This window comes from Streptomyces sp. NPDC000983, from assembly GCF_040299205.1.
Taxonomy (GTDB): Bacteria; Actinomycetota; Actinomycetes; order Streptomycetales; family Streptomycetaceae; genus Streptomyces.
Genome location: NZ_JBEPBM010000006.1, coordinates 310195 through 324538 on the forward strand (window position 1 = coordinate 310195; position 14344 = coordinate 324538).

Genomic DNA, 14344 nt, shown 5'->3' on the forward strand with positions numbered 1-14344 from the left:
ACACCGCCTGACAGACTGGCGCCATGGTCCCGGGCGATGGCGTACACACGGCGGTCGACGAGGTCGAAGCACTCGCGGCGGACTCCCTGCGCTGGCTGCTCGCGCAGGCGCGGGACGCCGGTGACGGCGGCCTCGCCTGGCCCGTAAGGCCCTCGGACCCGGTCTGCGACCCGATGTTCTACAACGGCACGGCGGGCGTCGTACCGGCGCTGCTGGAGGCGTGGCGGACAACCGGCGACGACCGGTACGCCGACAGTGCCGTGCGCGCCGCCCGGGGTCTTGCGGTGGCGGTGGAGGAGACGGAGGACAGCTCCCTGTACTTCGGTCTCACCGGCATGGCGCTCGTTCTGCGCGCCGTCCACGAGGAGTTGGGCGACACGGCCGCCGGCGCCGCCGCGGACCGGGCCATGGCGCTGGTGCGCTCCCGGTTCGACGGCACGCGCTGGGGTGAGCTGTTCGAGCTGATGGGCGGCAACGCGGGCATCGGCCTCGGCGAACTGGCGCTCGGTGAGCCGGAGTTCGCCGTACGGGCGGTCGAGCCGTACCTCGGCGCCGCGGAGCGGACCGATGCCGGGGTGCGGTGGCCGTTCCGGCCCGGGCCGGCCGGGCGGATGCACCACATCTCGCACGGCACCCTCGGCGTGGTGACCGCACTCGCCGCAATCGGTGCCGCGGCCGGCCGCGCGGACCTGGTCGAGCTGGCCCTGGCGGGTGCGGCGGACGTCGTCGCGCGCGACGAGGCCGGCCCCGAGGGATTCCTGGTCCCGCACTCCGATCCGCAGCACGGCGGCGGGCGGGCCGCCCGGTACAACTACGGCTGGTGCCACGGTCCGGCCGGTGACGCCCAGGTGTTCCGGCTGCTGCGGGACGCCCTGGGCGACCCCGCCTGGTCGGCGCGGGCCGACCGCTGCTGGCACACCGTCACCCGGTCCGGACTGCCCGAGCGGACGAGCCCGGGCTTCTGGGACAACAACGGCCGCTGCTGCGGCACCGCGGGCGTGCTGGCGCTGGCCTGCGACCGGATCGCCGAACAGGGCGACGCCCCGGACTTCGCCCGGGTGCTGGTGGCGGACCTCGCGGCGCGTGCCGTGCGGGACGCGGACGGCGCCCGCTGGTCCAACGTGGAGCACCGGGCCGTGCCGAGCGCGCTGGAGGCGGAGACCGGCTGGGCGATGGGCAACGCGGGCATCGCGCGCGAGCTGCTGCGGTTCGTCCGGCTGAGCCGGGGCGGCGCCCCGGACTACGCCGTCGGCTGGCCCGACCAGCCCCCGGTGCGCCGGGGCTCCGGTCAGGCCACCGAGCCGATCCGGCCGGCCGGTACCGCACCGCCGTCGTGATGGATCGGCGTGTGGGCGCCGGTCAGCGACACCCCGCTGCCGCCGCGCCGGGCGGCGACGATCTCGGCCGCGATCGACAGGGCCGTCTCCTCGGGCGTACGGGCGCCGAGGTCGAGGCCGATCGGGGAGCGCAGCCGGGCCAGTTCCAGTTCGGTGACGCCGACCTCGCGCAGCCGTTCGTTGCGGTCCAGGTGGGTACGGCGGGAACCCATCGCGCCGACGTAGGCGACCGGCAGGCGCAGCGCGAGCCGTAGCAGGGGCACGTCGAACTTGGCGTCGTGGGTGAGGACGCACAGCACGGTGCGGGCGTCGACGCGGGTGCGCTCCAGATACCGGTGCGGCCAGTCGACGACGATCTCGTCGGCCTCGGGGAAGCGGGCCCGGGTCGCGAAGACGGGCCGCGCGTCGCAGACCGTCACATGGTGGCCGAGGAACTTCCCGACCCGTACCAGCGCCGACGCGAAGTCGATCGCGCCGAAGACGATCATCCGGGGCGGTGGCACCGAGGACTCCACCAGCACCGTCAGCGGTTCTCCGCAGCGCGAGCCCTGCTCGCCGATCTCCACGGTGCCGGTCCGGCCGGCGTCCAGCAGGGCGCCGGCCTCGGCCGCGACCGTGCGGTCCAGTTCCGGGTGCCCGCCGAGGCCGCCGTCGTACCCGGCGCCGTCGGGCCGGACCAGCAGGGCGCGGCCCATGAGTGCGGCCGGGCCCGAGACGACCCGGGCCAGGGCCGCCGCCTCCCCCCGTGCGGCGGCGGCCAGGGCGGCGGCGACCACCGGGCGGGCCCGGCCTGCGGCCCGTACCGGGGTGACGAGGATGTCGATGATCCCGCCGCAGGTCAGGCCCACGGCGAAGGCGTCGTCGTCGCTGTAGCCGAAGCGCTCCAGGACGGTCTCGCCGTCCTGGAGGGCCTGTTGGCACAGGTCGTAGACGGCGCCCTCCACACAGCCGCCGGAGACCGAGCCGATCGCCGTGCCCTCGGTGTCCACGGCGAGCGCCGCGCCGGGCCGGCGGGGCGCGCTGCCGCCGACCGCGACGACGGTCGCCACGGCGAAGTCACGGCCCTGCTCGACCCACCGGTGCAGTTCCTCGGCGATGTCCAGCATCTCTCGTTCTCCTTAAGGGCGATGGTGCGGAGGGCTCACGGCCGGCGCCACTAGTGGACGCCGAGCCAGCTCTCGATCGGGTTGAGGGCGAAGAACACCACGAAGATCACGGTCAGGGCCCACATGAACGCCCCGATCTCCCGGAGCCTGCCCTGCGCGGTCCTGATGGCGACGTAGGAGATGACGCCGGCGGCGACACCCGCGGTGATGGAGTAGGTGAACGGCATGACCACCACGGTCAGGAAGACCGGGATCGCGGTGGCGCGGTCGGCCCAGTCCACGTGCCGGGCGTTCATCATCATCATGGCGCCGATGACGACCAGTGCCGCGGCCGCGACCTCGCCGGGCACGATCGCCGTGAGCGGGGTGAAGAACAGACAGGCGGCGAAGAACAGGCCGGTGACCACCGAGGAGAGGCCGGTGCGGGCCCCTTCGCCGACGCCGGTCGCCGACTCCACGAACACGGTCTGGCCGGAGGCGCCGGAGACGCCGCCGATCGCGCCGCCCGCGCCGTCGATGAACAGCGCCTTGGACAGACCCGGCATCCGGCCCCTGTCGTCGGCGAGCTTCGCCTCGGTGCCGACGCCGATGATGGTGGCCATCGCGTCGAAGAACCCGGCGAGCACCAGGGTGAAGACGATCATGCCGACGGTCATCGCGCCGACCTCGCCCCAGCCGCCGAACTCGACGTCGCCGAAGAGGGAGAAGTCCGGCATGGAGACCGCGCTGCCGTGCAGTTCGGGCGCGCCGCCCGCCCACTGCTCGGGGTCGATCGCGTCCACGGCGTTGAGGAGGACGGCCAGCAGGGTGCCGCCGACGATGCCGATCAGGATGGCGCCGGGCACGCCCCGCGCCTGGAGCATGAAGATCGCCAGCAGGGTCACGGCGAACAACAGCACCGGCCAGCCCGCCAGTTCGCCGGCCGGGCCGAGGGTGAGCGGGGTGGCCTGGCCCTGGTGGACGAAGCCGGCCTTGGCGAAGCCGATCAGGGCGACGAAGAGGCCGATGCCCATGGTGATGGCGTGCTTGAGGGCCAGCGGGATCGCGTTCATGATCATCTCGCGGAGGCCGGTGACGACCAGCAGCATGATGACCACGCCGTACATCACGCACATGCCCATGGCTTGCGGCCAGGTCATCTGCGGGGCGACCTGCGAGGCGAGGACGCCGGAGACGGACAGGCCGGCCGCGAGGGCGAGCGGCACCTTGCCGAAGAAGCCCATCAGCAGGGTGCTGAGGGCCGCCGCGAACGCGGTCGCGGTGATCAGGGCCTGCTGTCCGAGGGTGTTCCCGGCGGCGTCCTTGCCGGACAGGATCAGCGGGTTGAGCAGAAGGATGTACGCCATCGCCATGAAGGTGGTGACGCCGCCGCGCACTTCGCGCGCGACCGAGGAGTCCCGCCTCGTGATGTGGAAGTACCGGTCCAGCCAGGACCGTCCGGCCGGGACGCGTGAGCCTGCGCCCGCGTCCTCGGCGACGGTCTCCGTCTGAAGTGACTGCTGGGTCATGTGGGCCTGCTCCCAAGGTTCAAAGGGACACCCGCAGCGACAACCGCCGTGGCGGGCGCGGGATTTGGGAAGGTGTTACGGCCGCACGACCCGGGGGACGGCCCGAGACGAACGAACGGGATCCTCCGGGCGGCGCGGCGAAGTGTGACGTTCCCGGCGCCGCCCGGAGAGACTTGCGGTGGTGTGTCTACGCCGTACCGGTGAGGTGTTCCGGCCGTACCGGCGTCCGGTCGAGCTCCAGCCCCGTCGCGTTCCGGATCGCCGCGAGGACGGCCGGGGTCGAGGACAGGGTGGGTGCCTCGCCGATGCCGCGCAGCCCGTACGGGGCGTGGTCGTCGGCGAGTTCGAGCACATCGACGGGGATGGTCGGTGTGTCGAGGATCGTGGGGATGAGGTAGTCCGTGAAGGAGGGGTTCCTCACCTTCGCGGTCTTCGGGTCGACGATGATCTCCTCCATCACCGCGATGCCCAGGCCCTGGGTGGTGCCGCCCTGGATCTGGCCGATGACGGAGAGCGGGTTGAGCGCCTTGCCGACGTCCTGGGCGCAGGCCAGTTCGATCACCTTGACCAGGCCCAGCTCGGTGTCCACCTCCACGACCGCGCGGTGCGCGGCGAAGGAGTACTGGACGTGGCCGTTGCCCTGGCCGGTGCGCAGGTCGAAGGGTTCGGTCGGCCGGTGCCGCCACTCCTCCTCGACCTCGACGCTCTCGTCCTGGAGGACCTCCGCGAGGTCGGCGAGGACCTCGCCGCCGTCGGTGACGACCTTGCCGCCCTCCAGCAGGAGTTCGGCGGTGGCCCAGGCCGGGTGGTAGGAGCCGAACCTGCGGCGCCCGATCTCCAGGACCTTCTCCCGGACCAGTTCGCAGGCGTTCTTCACGGCGCCGCCGGTGACGTACGTCTGGCGGGAGGCGGACGTCGAACCGGCGCTGCCCACCTGGGTGTCGGCCGGGTGGATGGTCACCTGGGTGACGCCCAGCTCGGTGCGGGCGATCTGCGCGTGGACGGTGACGCCGCCCTGGCCGACCTCGGCCATCGCGGTGTGCACGGTGGCCACGGGCTCGCCGGCGATGACCTCCATGCGCACCTTGGCGGTGGAGTAGTCGTCGAAGCCCTCGGAGAAGCCGACGTTCTTGATGCCGACGGCGTAGCCGATGCCGCGGACGACGCCCTCGCCGTGCGTGGTGTTGGACAGGCCGCCGGGCAGCTGCCGTACGTCGGCGCCCTCGCTGGACTCCCACTGGCGCTCCGGCGGCAGCGGCATCGCCTTGACGCGGCGCAGCAGTTCGGCGACCGGGGCGGGCGAGTCGACGCGCTGCCCGGTCGGCAGGAGCGTGCCCTGTTCCATCGCGTTGAGCTGCCGGAACTCCACCGGGTCCAGGCCGAGTTCCTTGGCCAGCTTGTCCATCTGCGCCTCGTAGGCGAAGCAGGCCTGGACCGCGCCGAAGCCGCGCATGGCGCCGCAGGGCGGGTTGTTGGTGTAGAGGGCGACGGCCTCGATGTCCACGTTCTCGACGACGTACGGTCCGACGGAGAGCGAGGAGGCGTTGCCGACGACGGCCGGGGAGGCGGAGGCGTAGGCGCCGCCGTCCAGCACGATCCGGCACTTGAGGTGGGTGAGCTTGCCGTCCCTGGTGGCGCCGTGCTCGTAGTGGAGCTTGGCGGGGTGGCGGTGGACGTGTCCGAAGAAGGACTCGAAACGGTTGTAGACGATCTTGACGGGCTTGCCGGTGCGCAGGGCCAGCAGACAGGCGTGGATCTGCATCGACAGGTCCTCGCGGCCGCCGAAGGCACCGCCGACGCCGGAGAGCGTCATGCGCACCTTCTCCTCGGGCAGGCCGAGGACGGGCGCGATCTGGCGCAGGTCGGAGTGGAGCCACTGGGTGGCGATGTAGAGGTGGACGCCGCCGTCCTCCTCGGGCACCGCGAGGCCGGACTCCGGGCCGAGGAACGCCTGGTCCTGCATGCCGAAGGTGTACTCGCCTCGGACGATCACGTCGGCCCGCTTCGCGGCCTCGGCGGCGTCGCCGCGGACGATGGGCTGGCGGTGCACGATGTTGGGGTGCGGGACATGGCCCGCGTGGTGGTCGTCGCGGCCCTCGTGGACCAGGATCGCGTCGGGCGCGGTCGCGGAGGCCTCGTCGGTGATGACGGGCAGTTCGCGGTACTCGACGTGGATCTTCGCGGCGGCGCGGCGCGCGGTCTCCGGGTGGTCGGCGGCGACCAGCGCGACCGGCTCGCCGTGGTGGCGCACCTTGCCGTGCGCGAGGACCGGGGTGTCCTGGATCTCCAGGCCGTAGTTCCTCACCTCGGTGGGCAGGTCGTCGTAGGTGAGGACGGCGTGGACTCCCGGGGTGGCCAGGGCCTGGCTGGTGTCGATCGAGACGATCTCGGCGTGGGCGACCGTGGAGCGCAGGATCTGTCCCCAGAGCATGTCCTCGTGCCACATGTCGGACGAGTAGGCGAACTCGCCGGTGACCTTGAGGGTGCCGTCCGGGCGGAGCGTGGACTCGCCGATGCCGCCCTTGGTCTGAGAACCCTGAGTGATCTTCGTGGGCGCGCCGCTGGTGGGCTTCGTGGGCATGGTCAGACCGCCTCTGCCTGCCGGGCGGCCGCGAGGCGGACCGCGTCCATGATCTTCTCGTAGCCGGTGCAGCGGCACAGGTTGCCCGAGAGCGCCTCGCGGATGTCCGCGTCGCTCGGGTTGGGGTTGCGCTCCAGCATCTCGTCGGCGGCGACCAGCAGCCCGGGGGTGCAGAAGCCGCACTGGACGGCGCCGGCGTCGATGAACGCCTGCTGGACGGGCGAGAGTTCGGTGCCCTCGCCGGTGTGCGAGTCCTGGCCCTTGGCCTGCCAGCCCTTCGCCTCGTCGAGGGAAGTGCCGCCGCACGCGCCGGTGGCGCAACCGCCGTGCTCGGCGCGCTGCTTGGCGAAGTCCGCGAGCCCCTCGACGGTCACCACCTCGCGGCCCTCGACCTGACCGGCCGCGACCAGACAGGAGCAGACCGGTACGCCGTCGAGGCGGACCGTGCAGGAGCCGCACTCGCCCTGCTCACAGGCGTTCTTCGAACCGGGCAGGCCGAGGCGCTCGCGCAGCACGTACAGCAGGGACTCGCCCTCCCACACGTCGTCGGCCTCCTGCGGACGTCCGTTGACAGTGAAGTTGACACGCATCAGGCGACTCCCTCCGAGCGGGCGGCGGAGCCGCGGTAGGACTCCCAGGTCCAGGTCAGGGTGCGGCGGGCCATGATGCCGACCGCGTGGCGGCGGTAGCTCGCCGTGCCCCGGACGTCGTCGATCGGGTTGCAGGTGGCGGAGCACAGGTCCGCGAACTGCTTGGCGACCGACGGGGTGATGATCTTGCCGTTGTCCCAGAAGCCGCCCTCCTCGAGCGCCGCGTTCAGGAACTCCTCGGCGGCCCTGGCCCGTACCGGGGTGGGCGCGGCGGAGCCGATGCCGGTGCGCACGGTCCGGGTGTCCGGGTGCAGGGCGAGGCCGAAGGCGCACACCGCGATCACCATGGCGTTGCGGGTGCCGACCTTGGAGTACTGCTGGGGTCCGTCGGCCTTGGCGATGTGCACGGCGCGGATCAGCTCGTCGGGCGCCAGCGCGTTGCGCTTCACGCCGGTGTAGAAGTCGTCGATCGGGATACGGCGGCTGCCGCGCACCGACTCGACCTCGACCTCGGCGCCCGCCGCGAGGAGCGCGGGGTGGGCGTCGCCGGCCGGGGAGGCGGTGCCGAGGTTGCCGCCGACGCCGCCGCGGTTGCGGATCTGCGGCGAGGCGACCGTGTGCGAGGCGAGGGCGAGACCGGGCAGTTCGGCCCGGAGGTGCTCCATGATCCTCGTGTACGGCACGGAGGCGCCGAGCCGTACGCTCTCCTCGCCGACCTCCCACTCGTAGAGGTCTCCGACGCGGTTGAGGTCGAGGAGGTACTCGGGCCGGCGGTGGTCGAAGTTGATCTCGACCATCACATCGGTGCCACCCGCAATCGGCACAGCCGTGGGATGCGCTGCCTTCGCGGCGAGCGCCTCCTCCCAGCTGGCGGGGCGAAGGAAGTCCATGAACGGCTCTCTTCTTGGTCTCGTGAGTCGTACAGATTGAGCCAATCCGTGTGCGGCGAACCAGGCTCGTTCATGTGCTGTTTACGCGGAGTGAGGCCAGTACACAGCGCTGTACTCCAGCGGGGTCAGTCACGGAAACCATGAAGGAGTTGGCTGGCCAGGCCGGTCATCTTGTAGATTCGTATGAACGGAGGTCATCAGTAACCTCCCGGTTCTCCCGTGGAAACGTGCGACCCGCACCGCGTGACCTGGGACACAGTCGAAACGCGGCCCAGGGGACGGAGGGCCGCGCCCACCGGCCCGCCGGACGGGCCCGAGACCTCTCCATCACCCGGATCCATCGTAGTTTTCGAGACAAAAGAACGGCGGCGACGAGAATGCGGCTGCGCGCACTGCTGGACACCGACGCGCTGGGCCTCAAGCTGCTCGGCGGCGAGGACGAGCTGGACCGCTCCGTCCGGGGCGTGATGACCACGGACCTGCGCGACCCCAGCCGCTATCTGTCGGGCGGCGAGCTGGTGCTCACGGGCCTGGCCTGGCGGCGGGACTCCGCGGACTCCGAGCCGTTCGTGCGGATCCTGGCGCAGGCCGGGGTGGCGGCCCTCGCGGCCGGCGAGGCGGAGCTGGGCGACGTCCCCGAGGACCTGGTGGCCGCCTGCTCCCGGCACCGGCTGCCGCTGTTCGCGGTGCACGAGTCGGTGGCCTTCGCCTCCATCACCGAGCACGTCGTACGGCAGGTCTCCGGCGAGCGCGCGGGCGACCTCGCGGCGGTCGTGGACCGGCACCGCCGGATGATGACCTCCGGGCCGGCCGGCGGCGGCCCCGACGTCGTCCTCGACCTGCTCGGCTCGGACCTGGACCTGCGCGCCTGGGTCCTGTCCCCCACCGGACGGCTGATCGCCGGTTCGAAGGTGGGCGGCCCGGACCTCCCCGCCGACCTGTGCGCGGCGCTCGCCGCCGAGCACCTGGCCGCCGCCCGCACCGGCCGGCGCGGCCCGCACCGGGTCACGCTCGGCTCGACGCCGTACTCCCTGTTCGCCGTCGGCTCCGGCAGCCGCTCGCCGCAGGCCGCCCGCGACGTGCGGGAGACGGTGCTGTCGGACTGGCTGCTGGCCGTGGAGGCGGACGCCGGGGACTGGCCCGAGGAGCGGCTCGACCTGCTCCAGGGCGTCACCCAGCTGATCGCGGTCGAGCGGGACCGCCGGGACGCCGGCCGCACGGTCCGCCGCCGGCTGGCCCAGGAGGTGCTGGAGCTGGTCCAGACGGGCGCGGCGCCCGCCGAGATCGCCGCCCGGCTCAGAGTGGCCGCCCCGGTGCTGCTGCCGGGCCTCGGCGCCGCCCCGCACTGGCAGGTGGTGGTGGCCAGGGTCGAGTGGGACGGCGACCGGGGCGAGGGCGGCGCGGTGGCCCAGTCGCTGCTGGAGGAGATCCTGGTCGACCCGCTGACCACCGGCCCCGAGCCCTCGGACCGGATCGCCGTGGCGCACACCGGCGACGAGGCCGTCGCCCTGGTGCCGCTGCCCGCGGTCTCCGCCGAGCACGACGGCTCGGAGGAGGGTCTGCTCGCCGACCGGCTGCTGGAGTCGGTGCGCCGTCCGCTCTCGGCCGGCCTCGGCGACGACGGCCGGGTCACGCTCGGCGTCAGCGCCGCCGTGCACTCCGCCGAAGGGCTGCGCGGGGCGCTGGAGGAGGCCCGGCACGCCCGCCGGGTCGCGGCGGCGCGACCGGGCCGGGTCTGCGCGGCCGGCCACCAGGAACTGGCCTCGCACGTCCTCCTGCTGCCCTTCGTCCCCGACGACGTGCGGCGCGCCTTCACCGCGCGGCTGCTCGACCCGCTGCGCGAGTACGACCGGCGCCACCGGGCCGAACTGATCCCGACCCTGGAGGCGTTCCTCGACTGCGACGGCTCCTGGACGCGCTGCGCGAACCGGCTCCACCTCCACGTCAACACACTGCGCTACCGGGTCGGCCGGATCGAGCAGTTGACGAGCCGTGACCTCTCCCGACTGGAGGACAAGCTCGATTTCTTCCTGGCGCTGCGGATGAGCTGACATGATGGGGCGGGGGTCCGACTCCGGTTTCTGTCACACCACTTTGTGAAATCCTTCACCTACCCCCTTGGCCTGTACGGGCCGCAGGTGCTGGAATGCGCCCACCACTCAAAGCTCAAAGGCGTGCTCGGGGAGGGCAACGTGGCGCATACCGCCATGTCTGGTTACGGAACGACCGCTGACGATCCACTCCAGACCGCGGTATGGCGGTTGCGCTCACGGGCGTGCTGGGCCGACGCGGCGGCCCTGCTGCGGCCCGACACCCCGGCGGCCGCGCTGCAACGGGCGGCGCTGCTCGTCGAGCGGTGCCTGTACACCGAGCAGGGCTGGCAGGACGCGGAGGACGCGCTGCGCACGGCGGAGGCCGCGGCGCACAGCGACGACGAGCGGGGGGCGGCCGCCTGTGAACGCGGTCAACTCGCCTACGCGGCCACGCTGCACACGGTCCGGGACCGGGCCGACGAGGCGCGGGCGGCACTGGGGCGGGCGGCGGCACTCATCCCGCCGGGGGCGCCGGGCCGGGCGCTGCTGGACTTCCGGCGGGGGCTGCTGGCGGAGAACCTGGCGCACTCGCCCCAGGCGGCGCGGGCGGCGTACCGCAGGGCGCACGCGGCGGCCACCTCGCACACGGATCCGCTGCTGCTCTCCTTCACCTGGCGGCATCTGGCGGGACTGGCCCTGCGCGAGGGCGAGTTGGCGGAGGCCCGGCACGGCTTCGCCGAATCCCTGCGGATCCGCGAGGAGTTGGGCTACCTGGTCGGCACGGCCCCCGCGCTGGCCTCGCTGGCGGACACCGAGCCGGAGCCGGAGGCCACCCGGCTGCGGGAGGAGGCCCGCCGGCTGTTCCGGCTGCTGGGCGGCGTACCGACCTGGCTGGCCCGGCACCTGGCCACGCAGAGCCCACCGGACGCGGCGACGGCGTGACGGAGGCGGGGGTCCACGGGCTCCCGCCGAGCACGTCCCGACGGACCGGGGCCTGGCGGGCAGGGCCTGCCGGGCTCCCGCGAAGTTCTCTCGGCGGCGGGTGCCCACCGGTGCACCCGCCGGGTGCTCCCCGGTGACGGGCCCTACCGGGCCCCCGTGAAGTGTTCGCCGACCAGGGCCCGGACCACGTCCAGGTCGCGGGCGAGCAGGGCGTCCAGCAGGGCGGTGTGTTCGGCCGCGTCGGCGATCAGGTCCGCGCGGCCCCGGCCGGCCGGGGCGCCGACCAGCGGCCACTGGGAGCGGCGGTGCAGGTCCTCGGCGATCCGGACCAGTTGCTCGTTGCCCGCGAGGGACAGGACCGCCGAGTGGAAGGCCCGGTCCGACTCCGCGTAGGTCGCGCGGCAGCCGGACGCGGCCGCCCGTACCGTCGCCTCGGCGAGGGGGCGCAGGGCCGCCCAGCGCTCGGCGGGGACGGTCCGGGCCAGCCGGAGCATCACCGGGACCTCGATCAGCGCCCGCACCTCGGCCAGTTCCGCCAGTTCGCGGACGCCGCGCTCCACCACCCGGAAACCCCGGTTGGGCACGACCTCCACCGCGCCCTCCTGGGCGAGCTGCTGCATGGCCTCGCGGACCGGGGTGGCGGAGACCCCGAACCGGTCGCCGAGCGCGGGCGCCGAGTAGACCTCACCGGGCCTCAACTCCCCGGTCACCAGCGCGGTGCGCAGCGCGTCCAGGATCTGACCGCGCACCGAGGACCGCTGCACGGCCACCCGCGGGCGCGGGATCGGCACCTCGCTGTGGGTGTGCTCGCCGCGGACCCGCTCCGACTCCACGGCGCCGTGCTGCGCGGGCACCCTGACCCCGCTCACGGACTGTTCCGTCGCGAGCGGTACGGCGGCCCGCGCGACGGCGGAGCCCTGCACACCCTGGGTCACGGGCTCCTCCTGCGGACGTATCGGTACTTGAGGTCATTACGGCGGGTTGTTACTCGCCCGTCAAGCACCATAGGCGTACCGGCCGCCAGTTCACATCCCGGAAATCATGGGTAAGGTAAGGCTTACCTCAAAATCGCACTGGATTGGGAGCTTCGGATGCCTGTGCCCCGTTCGGCCGTCACGGACGCGTACACGCGGCTCACCGAAGTCCTCCCGTCACTCGCGGTGACCGAGATCGGTCCCGCGGACCCCCTGCCCACCGGCTCCGGCTGGGTCGGCGCCGCCGCGCTGGCGGCCGGCGGAGCGCCCCTGGACTCCTTCCTGGCCTGGGACGACGAACAGATCCTGCGCGACTACGAGCAGCGGGCCCGGCCGGACGTCACCGCGAGCTTCGGCCTGCACCGCTACGCCTGGCCCGCCTGTCTGCTGGTCACCGTCCCCTGGTTCGTCCTGCGCCGCGTCCCGCGGCTGCCCGTGACGCATGTCTCCTTCGACCGCACCGCCGACGGCCACGCCATCGGCGCGATGGCGGTCCGCACGGACGCCGGCTTCGCCTGCCTGCCCGACGACCCGGCGGCGGGCCTGCCCGGCGCCCGCGTGGTGCCCGACGAGGACGCCCTGCGCGCCGAGGTGCGCGCGGCCGTGGCCGAGCACCTCGAACCGGTCCTCGCCTCCTTCGGCCCCCGGATGCGCCGCCGCGGCCGCGCCCTGTGGGGCATGGCGACCGACGAGATCGTCGAGAGCCTGTGGTACGTCGCCCACCTCCTCGGCGAGGAGGAGCGCGCGATGCGCGAGCTGGAGCTGCTGCTGCCGGGCTCGACCAAGCCGTACGCCGGTTCCGCCGCCTTCCGGGTGCTGACCGGGCCGTCCGGCGAGGCGCTGCCCACCCGGGACCGGGTGAGCTGCTGCATGTTCTACACACTGCGCCCCGAGGACACCTGCGCCACCTGCCCGCGCACCTGCGACGCCGACCGCGTCAGCAAGCTTGTGGCGAGCGCGAGTTGAGCACCGGGAGGGCGTGAGCACTCCGCACGCTCCCGTAAGATCGACTCCTTGGCACTCCCCGCACGGTTACAGGCGTTTCACAAACTCCTCACGCGTCCCGGGAACTTTCCGTGGAACCACCCGTACGGGTAGTCTTATTCGAACTCAACTCCCGCCCCTCACGCGGCAGTTCGAGCAGAACGCCGCCCTGGGCATCCCCTTGCACCTCCTTGGCGGCCTCTTGCCCCGAAACCCCCTGAGGGCCGGAGGGATTGGGTCACTATGGCGGGCGTTACGCCCTATCCCAATGCAAGGGACCCCAGATGAGACTTACCGACATATCGCTGAACTGGTTGCTTCCGGGCGCCGTACTGCTCCTGGGCACGCTGGCGGCGATGGCGGTGCTCGCGCGCGGAAAGCGCTCCTCGGGGAAGGACACGAGTGCCGACGACTCGTGGGAGCGCAGCGAAGAGCGCCGCAGGCGCAAGGAGGCCATGTACGGCACGGTCTCCTATGTGCTCCTGTTCTGCTGTGCCGCCGTGGCGGCGGCGCTCTCCTTCCACGGACTGGTCGGATTCGGCGAGCAGAACCTCGGCCTCACCGGCGGCTGGCAGTACCTGGTCCCGTTCGGCCTCGACGGGGCCGCGATGTTCTGCTCCGTGCTCGCGGTGCGCGAGGCGAGCCACGGTGACGCGGCCCTCGGCTCCCGGATACTCGTATGGACGTTCGCGTTCGCCGCGGCCTGGTTCAACTGGGTGCACGCGCCCAGGGGCATCGGCCACGACGGCGCCCCGCACTTCTTCGCGGGTATGTCCCTGTCCGCGGCGGTGCTCTTCGACCGGGCGCTGAAGCAGACCCGCCGGGCCGCCCTGCGCGAGCAGGGTCTGGTGCCCAGGCCGCTGCCGCAGATCCGGATCGTGCGCTGGCTGCGGGCCCCCCGGGAGACGTACAAGGCGTGGTCGCTCATGCTCCTGGAGAATGTGCGCAGCCTGGACGAGGCCGTCGAGGAGGTCCGCGAGGACAAGCACAAGAAGGACGAGCAGCGCATGCGGCGCCGTGAGGCGCAGCGCGTGGAGCGTGCCCAGCTCAAGGCGATCAGCCGCGGCCACCGCGGGTTCGTCGGCCGGGGCGGCGGGCGCCAGGTCGAGGTGCAGGCCGTGGAGCGCGGCTCCTCGGACCGGGTCACCGCGGAGCCTGCCATATCGACCGCGGAGCAACTGCCCGTACGCGCTCGGCCCTCCCTTCAGCCGGTCCGCAGTGGTTCTGAGCCGGTGACCGTCGACCTCACCGCCGAGGACGACACCATGGCCCTGCCGCGACTGGACTCGCTGGAGCGCAAACTCAAGGACCTGGAGCAGCAGTTCGGCTGAAAACCGCTCCGCGCACGATGAGAGGGAGGGGGGGCCCCCCGAGCCCCGGCCCCCCCCCCCCCAACAGG

11 protein-coding genes are annotated in these 14344 nt (G+C 72.8%); 5 read left to right on the top strand and 6 right to left on the bottom strand.

The features are described from left to right. Window positions 1–23 precede the first annotated feature (23 nt). Complete coding sequence (locus tag ABT296_RS09870) at window positions 24–1337, top strand: lanthionine synthetase LanC family protein (protein ID WP_351925155.1); 1314 nt, start codon at window positions 24–26, stop codon at window positions 1335–1337. Here the strand turns inward: ABT296_RS09870 and ABT296_RS09875 are convergent. The 5 genes from ABT296_RS09875 to ABT296_RS09895 form a co-directional block, all read right to left on the bottom strand. Next, complete coding sequence (locus ABT296_RS09875) at window positions 1289–2443, bottom strand: XdhC family protein (protein ID WP_351925157.1); 1155 nt, start codon at window positions 2441–2443, stop codon at window positions 1289–1291. The two genes, ABT296_RS09870 and ABT296_RS09875, sit on opposite strands and share 49 nt — an antisense overlap. Before the next feature lie 50 nt (window positions 2444–2493). Beyond that, window positions 2494–3951: an NCS2 family permease gene (locus ABT296_RS09880; RefSeq protein WP_351925159.1), complete on the bottom strand. Its 1458-nt coding sequence runs from the start codon at window positions 3949–3951 to the stop codon at window positions 2494–2496. Between the two features lie 187 nt (window positions 3952–4138). After that, window positions 4139–6532: a xanthine dehydrogenase family protein molybdopterin-binding subunit gene (locus ABT296_RS09885; protein WP_351925161.1), complete on the bottom strand. Its 2394-nt coding sequence runs from the start codon at window positions 6530–6532 to the stop codon at window positions 4139–4141. Window positions 6533–6534: 2 nt separating this feature from the next. Beyond that, window positions 6535–7122 (bottom strand): (2Fe-2S)-binding protein, encoded by a 588-nt coding sequence (locus ABT296_RS09890; protein ID WP_351925163.1) that lies wholly within the window; start codon window positions 7120–7122, stop codon window positions 6535–6537. Next, complete coding sequence (locus ABT296_RS09895; RefSeq protein ID WP_351925165.1) at window positions 7122–8012, bottom strand: FAD binding domain-containing protein; 891 nt, start codon at window positions 8010–8012, stop codon at window positions 7122–7124. Before ABT296_RS09895 ends, ABT296_RS09890 begins: the two co-directional genes overlap by 1 nt. 377 nt (window positions 8013–8389) lie before the next feature. On the opposite strand from ABT296_RS09895, the gene ABT296_RS09900 reads away from it, so the two are divergent. Beyond that, a complete protein-coding gene (locus ABT296_RS09900) occupies window positions 8390–10063 on the top strand; it encodes a PucR family transcriptional regulator (protein ID WP_351925167.1) in 1674 nt (557 codons plus the stop codon). A 156-nt stretch (window positions 10064–10219) separates the two neighbouring features. Continuing rightward, complete coding sequence (locus tag ABT296_RS09905) at window positions 10220–10987, top strand: hypothetical protein (protein ID WP_351925169.1); 768 nt, start codon at window positions 10220–10222, stop codon at window positions 10985–10987. 143 nt (window positions 10988–11130) lie between these two features. On the opposite strand, the gene ABT296_RS09910 is transcribed toward ABT296_RS09905, so the two are convergent. Next, a complete protein-coding gene (locus ABT296_RS09910) occupies window positions 11131–11922 on the bottom strand; it encodes a GntR family transcriptional regulator (protein WP_351925171.1) in 792 nt (263 codons plus the stop codon). Between the two features lie 156 nt (window positions 11923–12078). Between ABT296_RS09910 and ABT296_RS09915 the strand changes: the two genes are divergently transcribed. Both ABT296_RS09915 and ABT296_RS09920 read left to right on the top strand, forming a co-directional pair. Further along, window positions 12079–12927, top strand: a complete 849-nt coding sequence (locus ABT296_RS09915; protein ID WP_351925173.1) for a (2Fe-2S)-binding protein — start codon at window positions 12079–12081, stop codon at window positions 12925–12927. Window positions 12928–13229: 302 nt separating this feature from the next. Further along, a complete protein-coding gene (locus ABT296_RS09920; protein ID WP_351925175.1) occupies window positions 13230–14276 on the top strand; it encodes a DUF2637 domain-containing protein in 1047 nt (348 codons plus the stop codon). The last annotated feature ends 68 nt before the right edge of the window (window positions 14277–14344 follow it).

Bases quoted from the DNA above. Each gene is read 5' to 3' on its own strand.
- ABT296_RS09870 (WP_351925155.1), top strand. From the start codon at position 24: ATGGTCCCGGGCGATGGCGTACACACGGCGGTCGACGAGGTCGAAGCA.
- ABT296_RS09875 (WP_351925157.1), bottom strand. From the start codon at position 2,443: ATGCTGGACATCGCCGAGGAACTGCACCGGTGGGTCGAGCAGGGCCGT.
- ABT296_RS09880 (WP_351925159.1), bottom strand. From the start codon at position 3,951: ATGACCCAGCAGTCACTTCAGACGGAGACCGTCGCCGAGGACGCGGGC.
- ABT296_RS09885 (WP_351925161.1), bottom strand. From the start codon at position 6,532: ATGCCCACGAAGCCCACCAGCGGCGCGCCCACGAAGATCACTCAGGGT.
- ABT296_RS09890 (WP_351925163.1), bottom strand. From the start codon at position 7,122: ATGCGTGTCAACTTCACTGTCAACGGACGTCCGCAGGAGGCCGACGAC.
- ABT296_RS09895 (WP_351925165.1), bottom strand. From the start codon at position 8,012: ATGGACTTCCTTCGCCCCGCCAGCTGGGAGGAGGCGCTCGCCGCGAAG.
- ABT296_RS09900 (WP_351925167.1), top strand. From the start codon at position 8,390: ATGCGGCTGCGCGCACTGCTGGACACCGACGCGCTGGGCCTCAAGCTG.
- ABT296_RS09905 (WP_351925169.1), top strand. From the start codon at position 10,220: ATGTCTGGTTACGGAACGACCGCTGACGATCCACTCCAGACCGCGGTA.
- ABT296_RS09915 (WP_351925173.1), top strand. From the start codon at position 12,079: ATGCCTGTGCCCCGTTCGGCCGTCACGGACGCGTACACGCGGCTCACC.
- ABT296_RS09920 (WP_351925175.1), top strand. From the start codon at position 13,230: ATGAGACTTACCGACATATCGCTGAACTGGTTGCTTCCGGGCGCCGTA.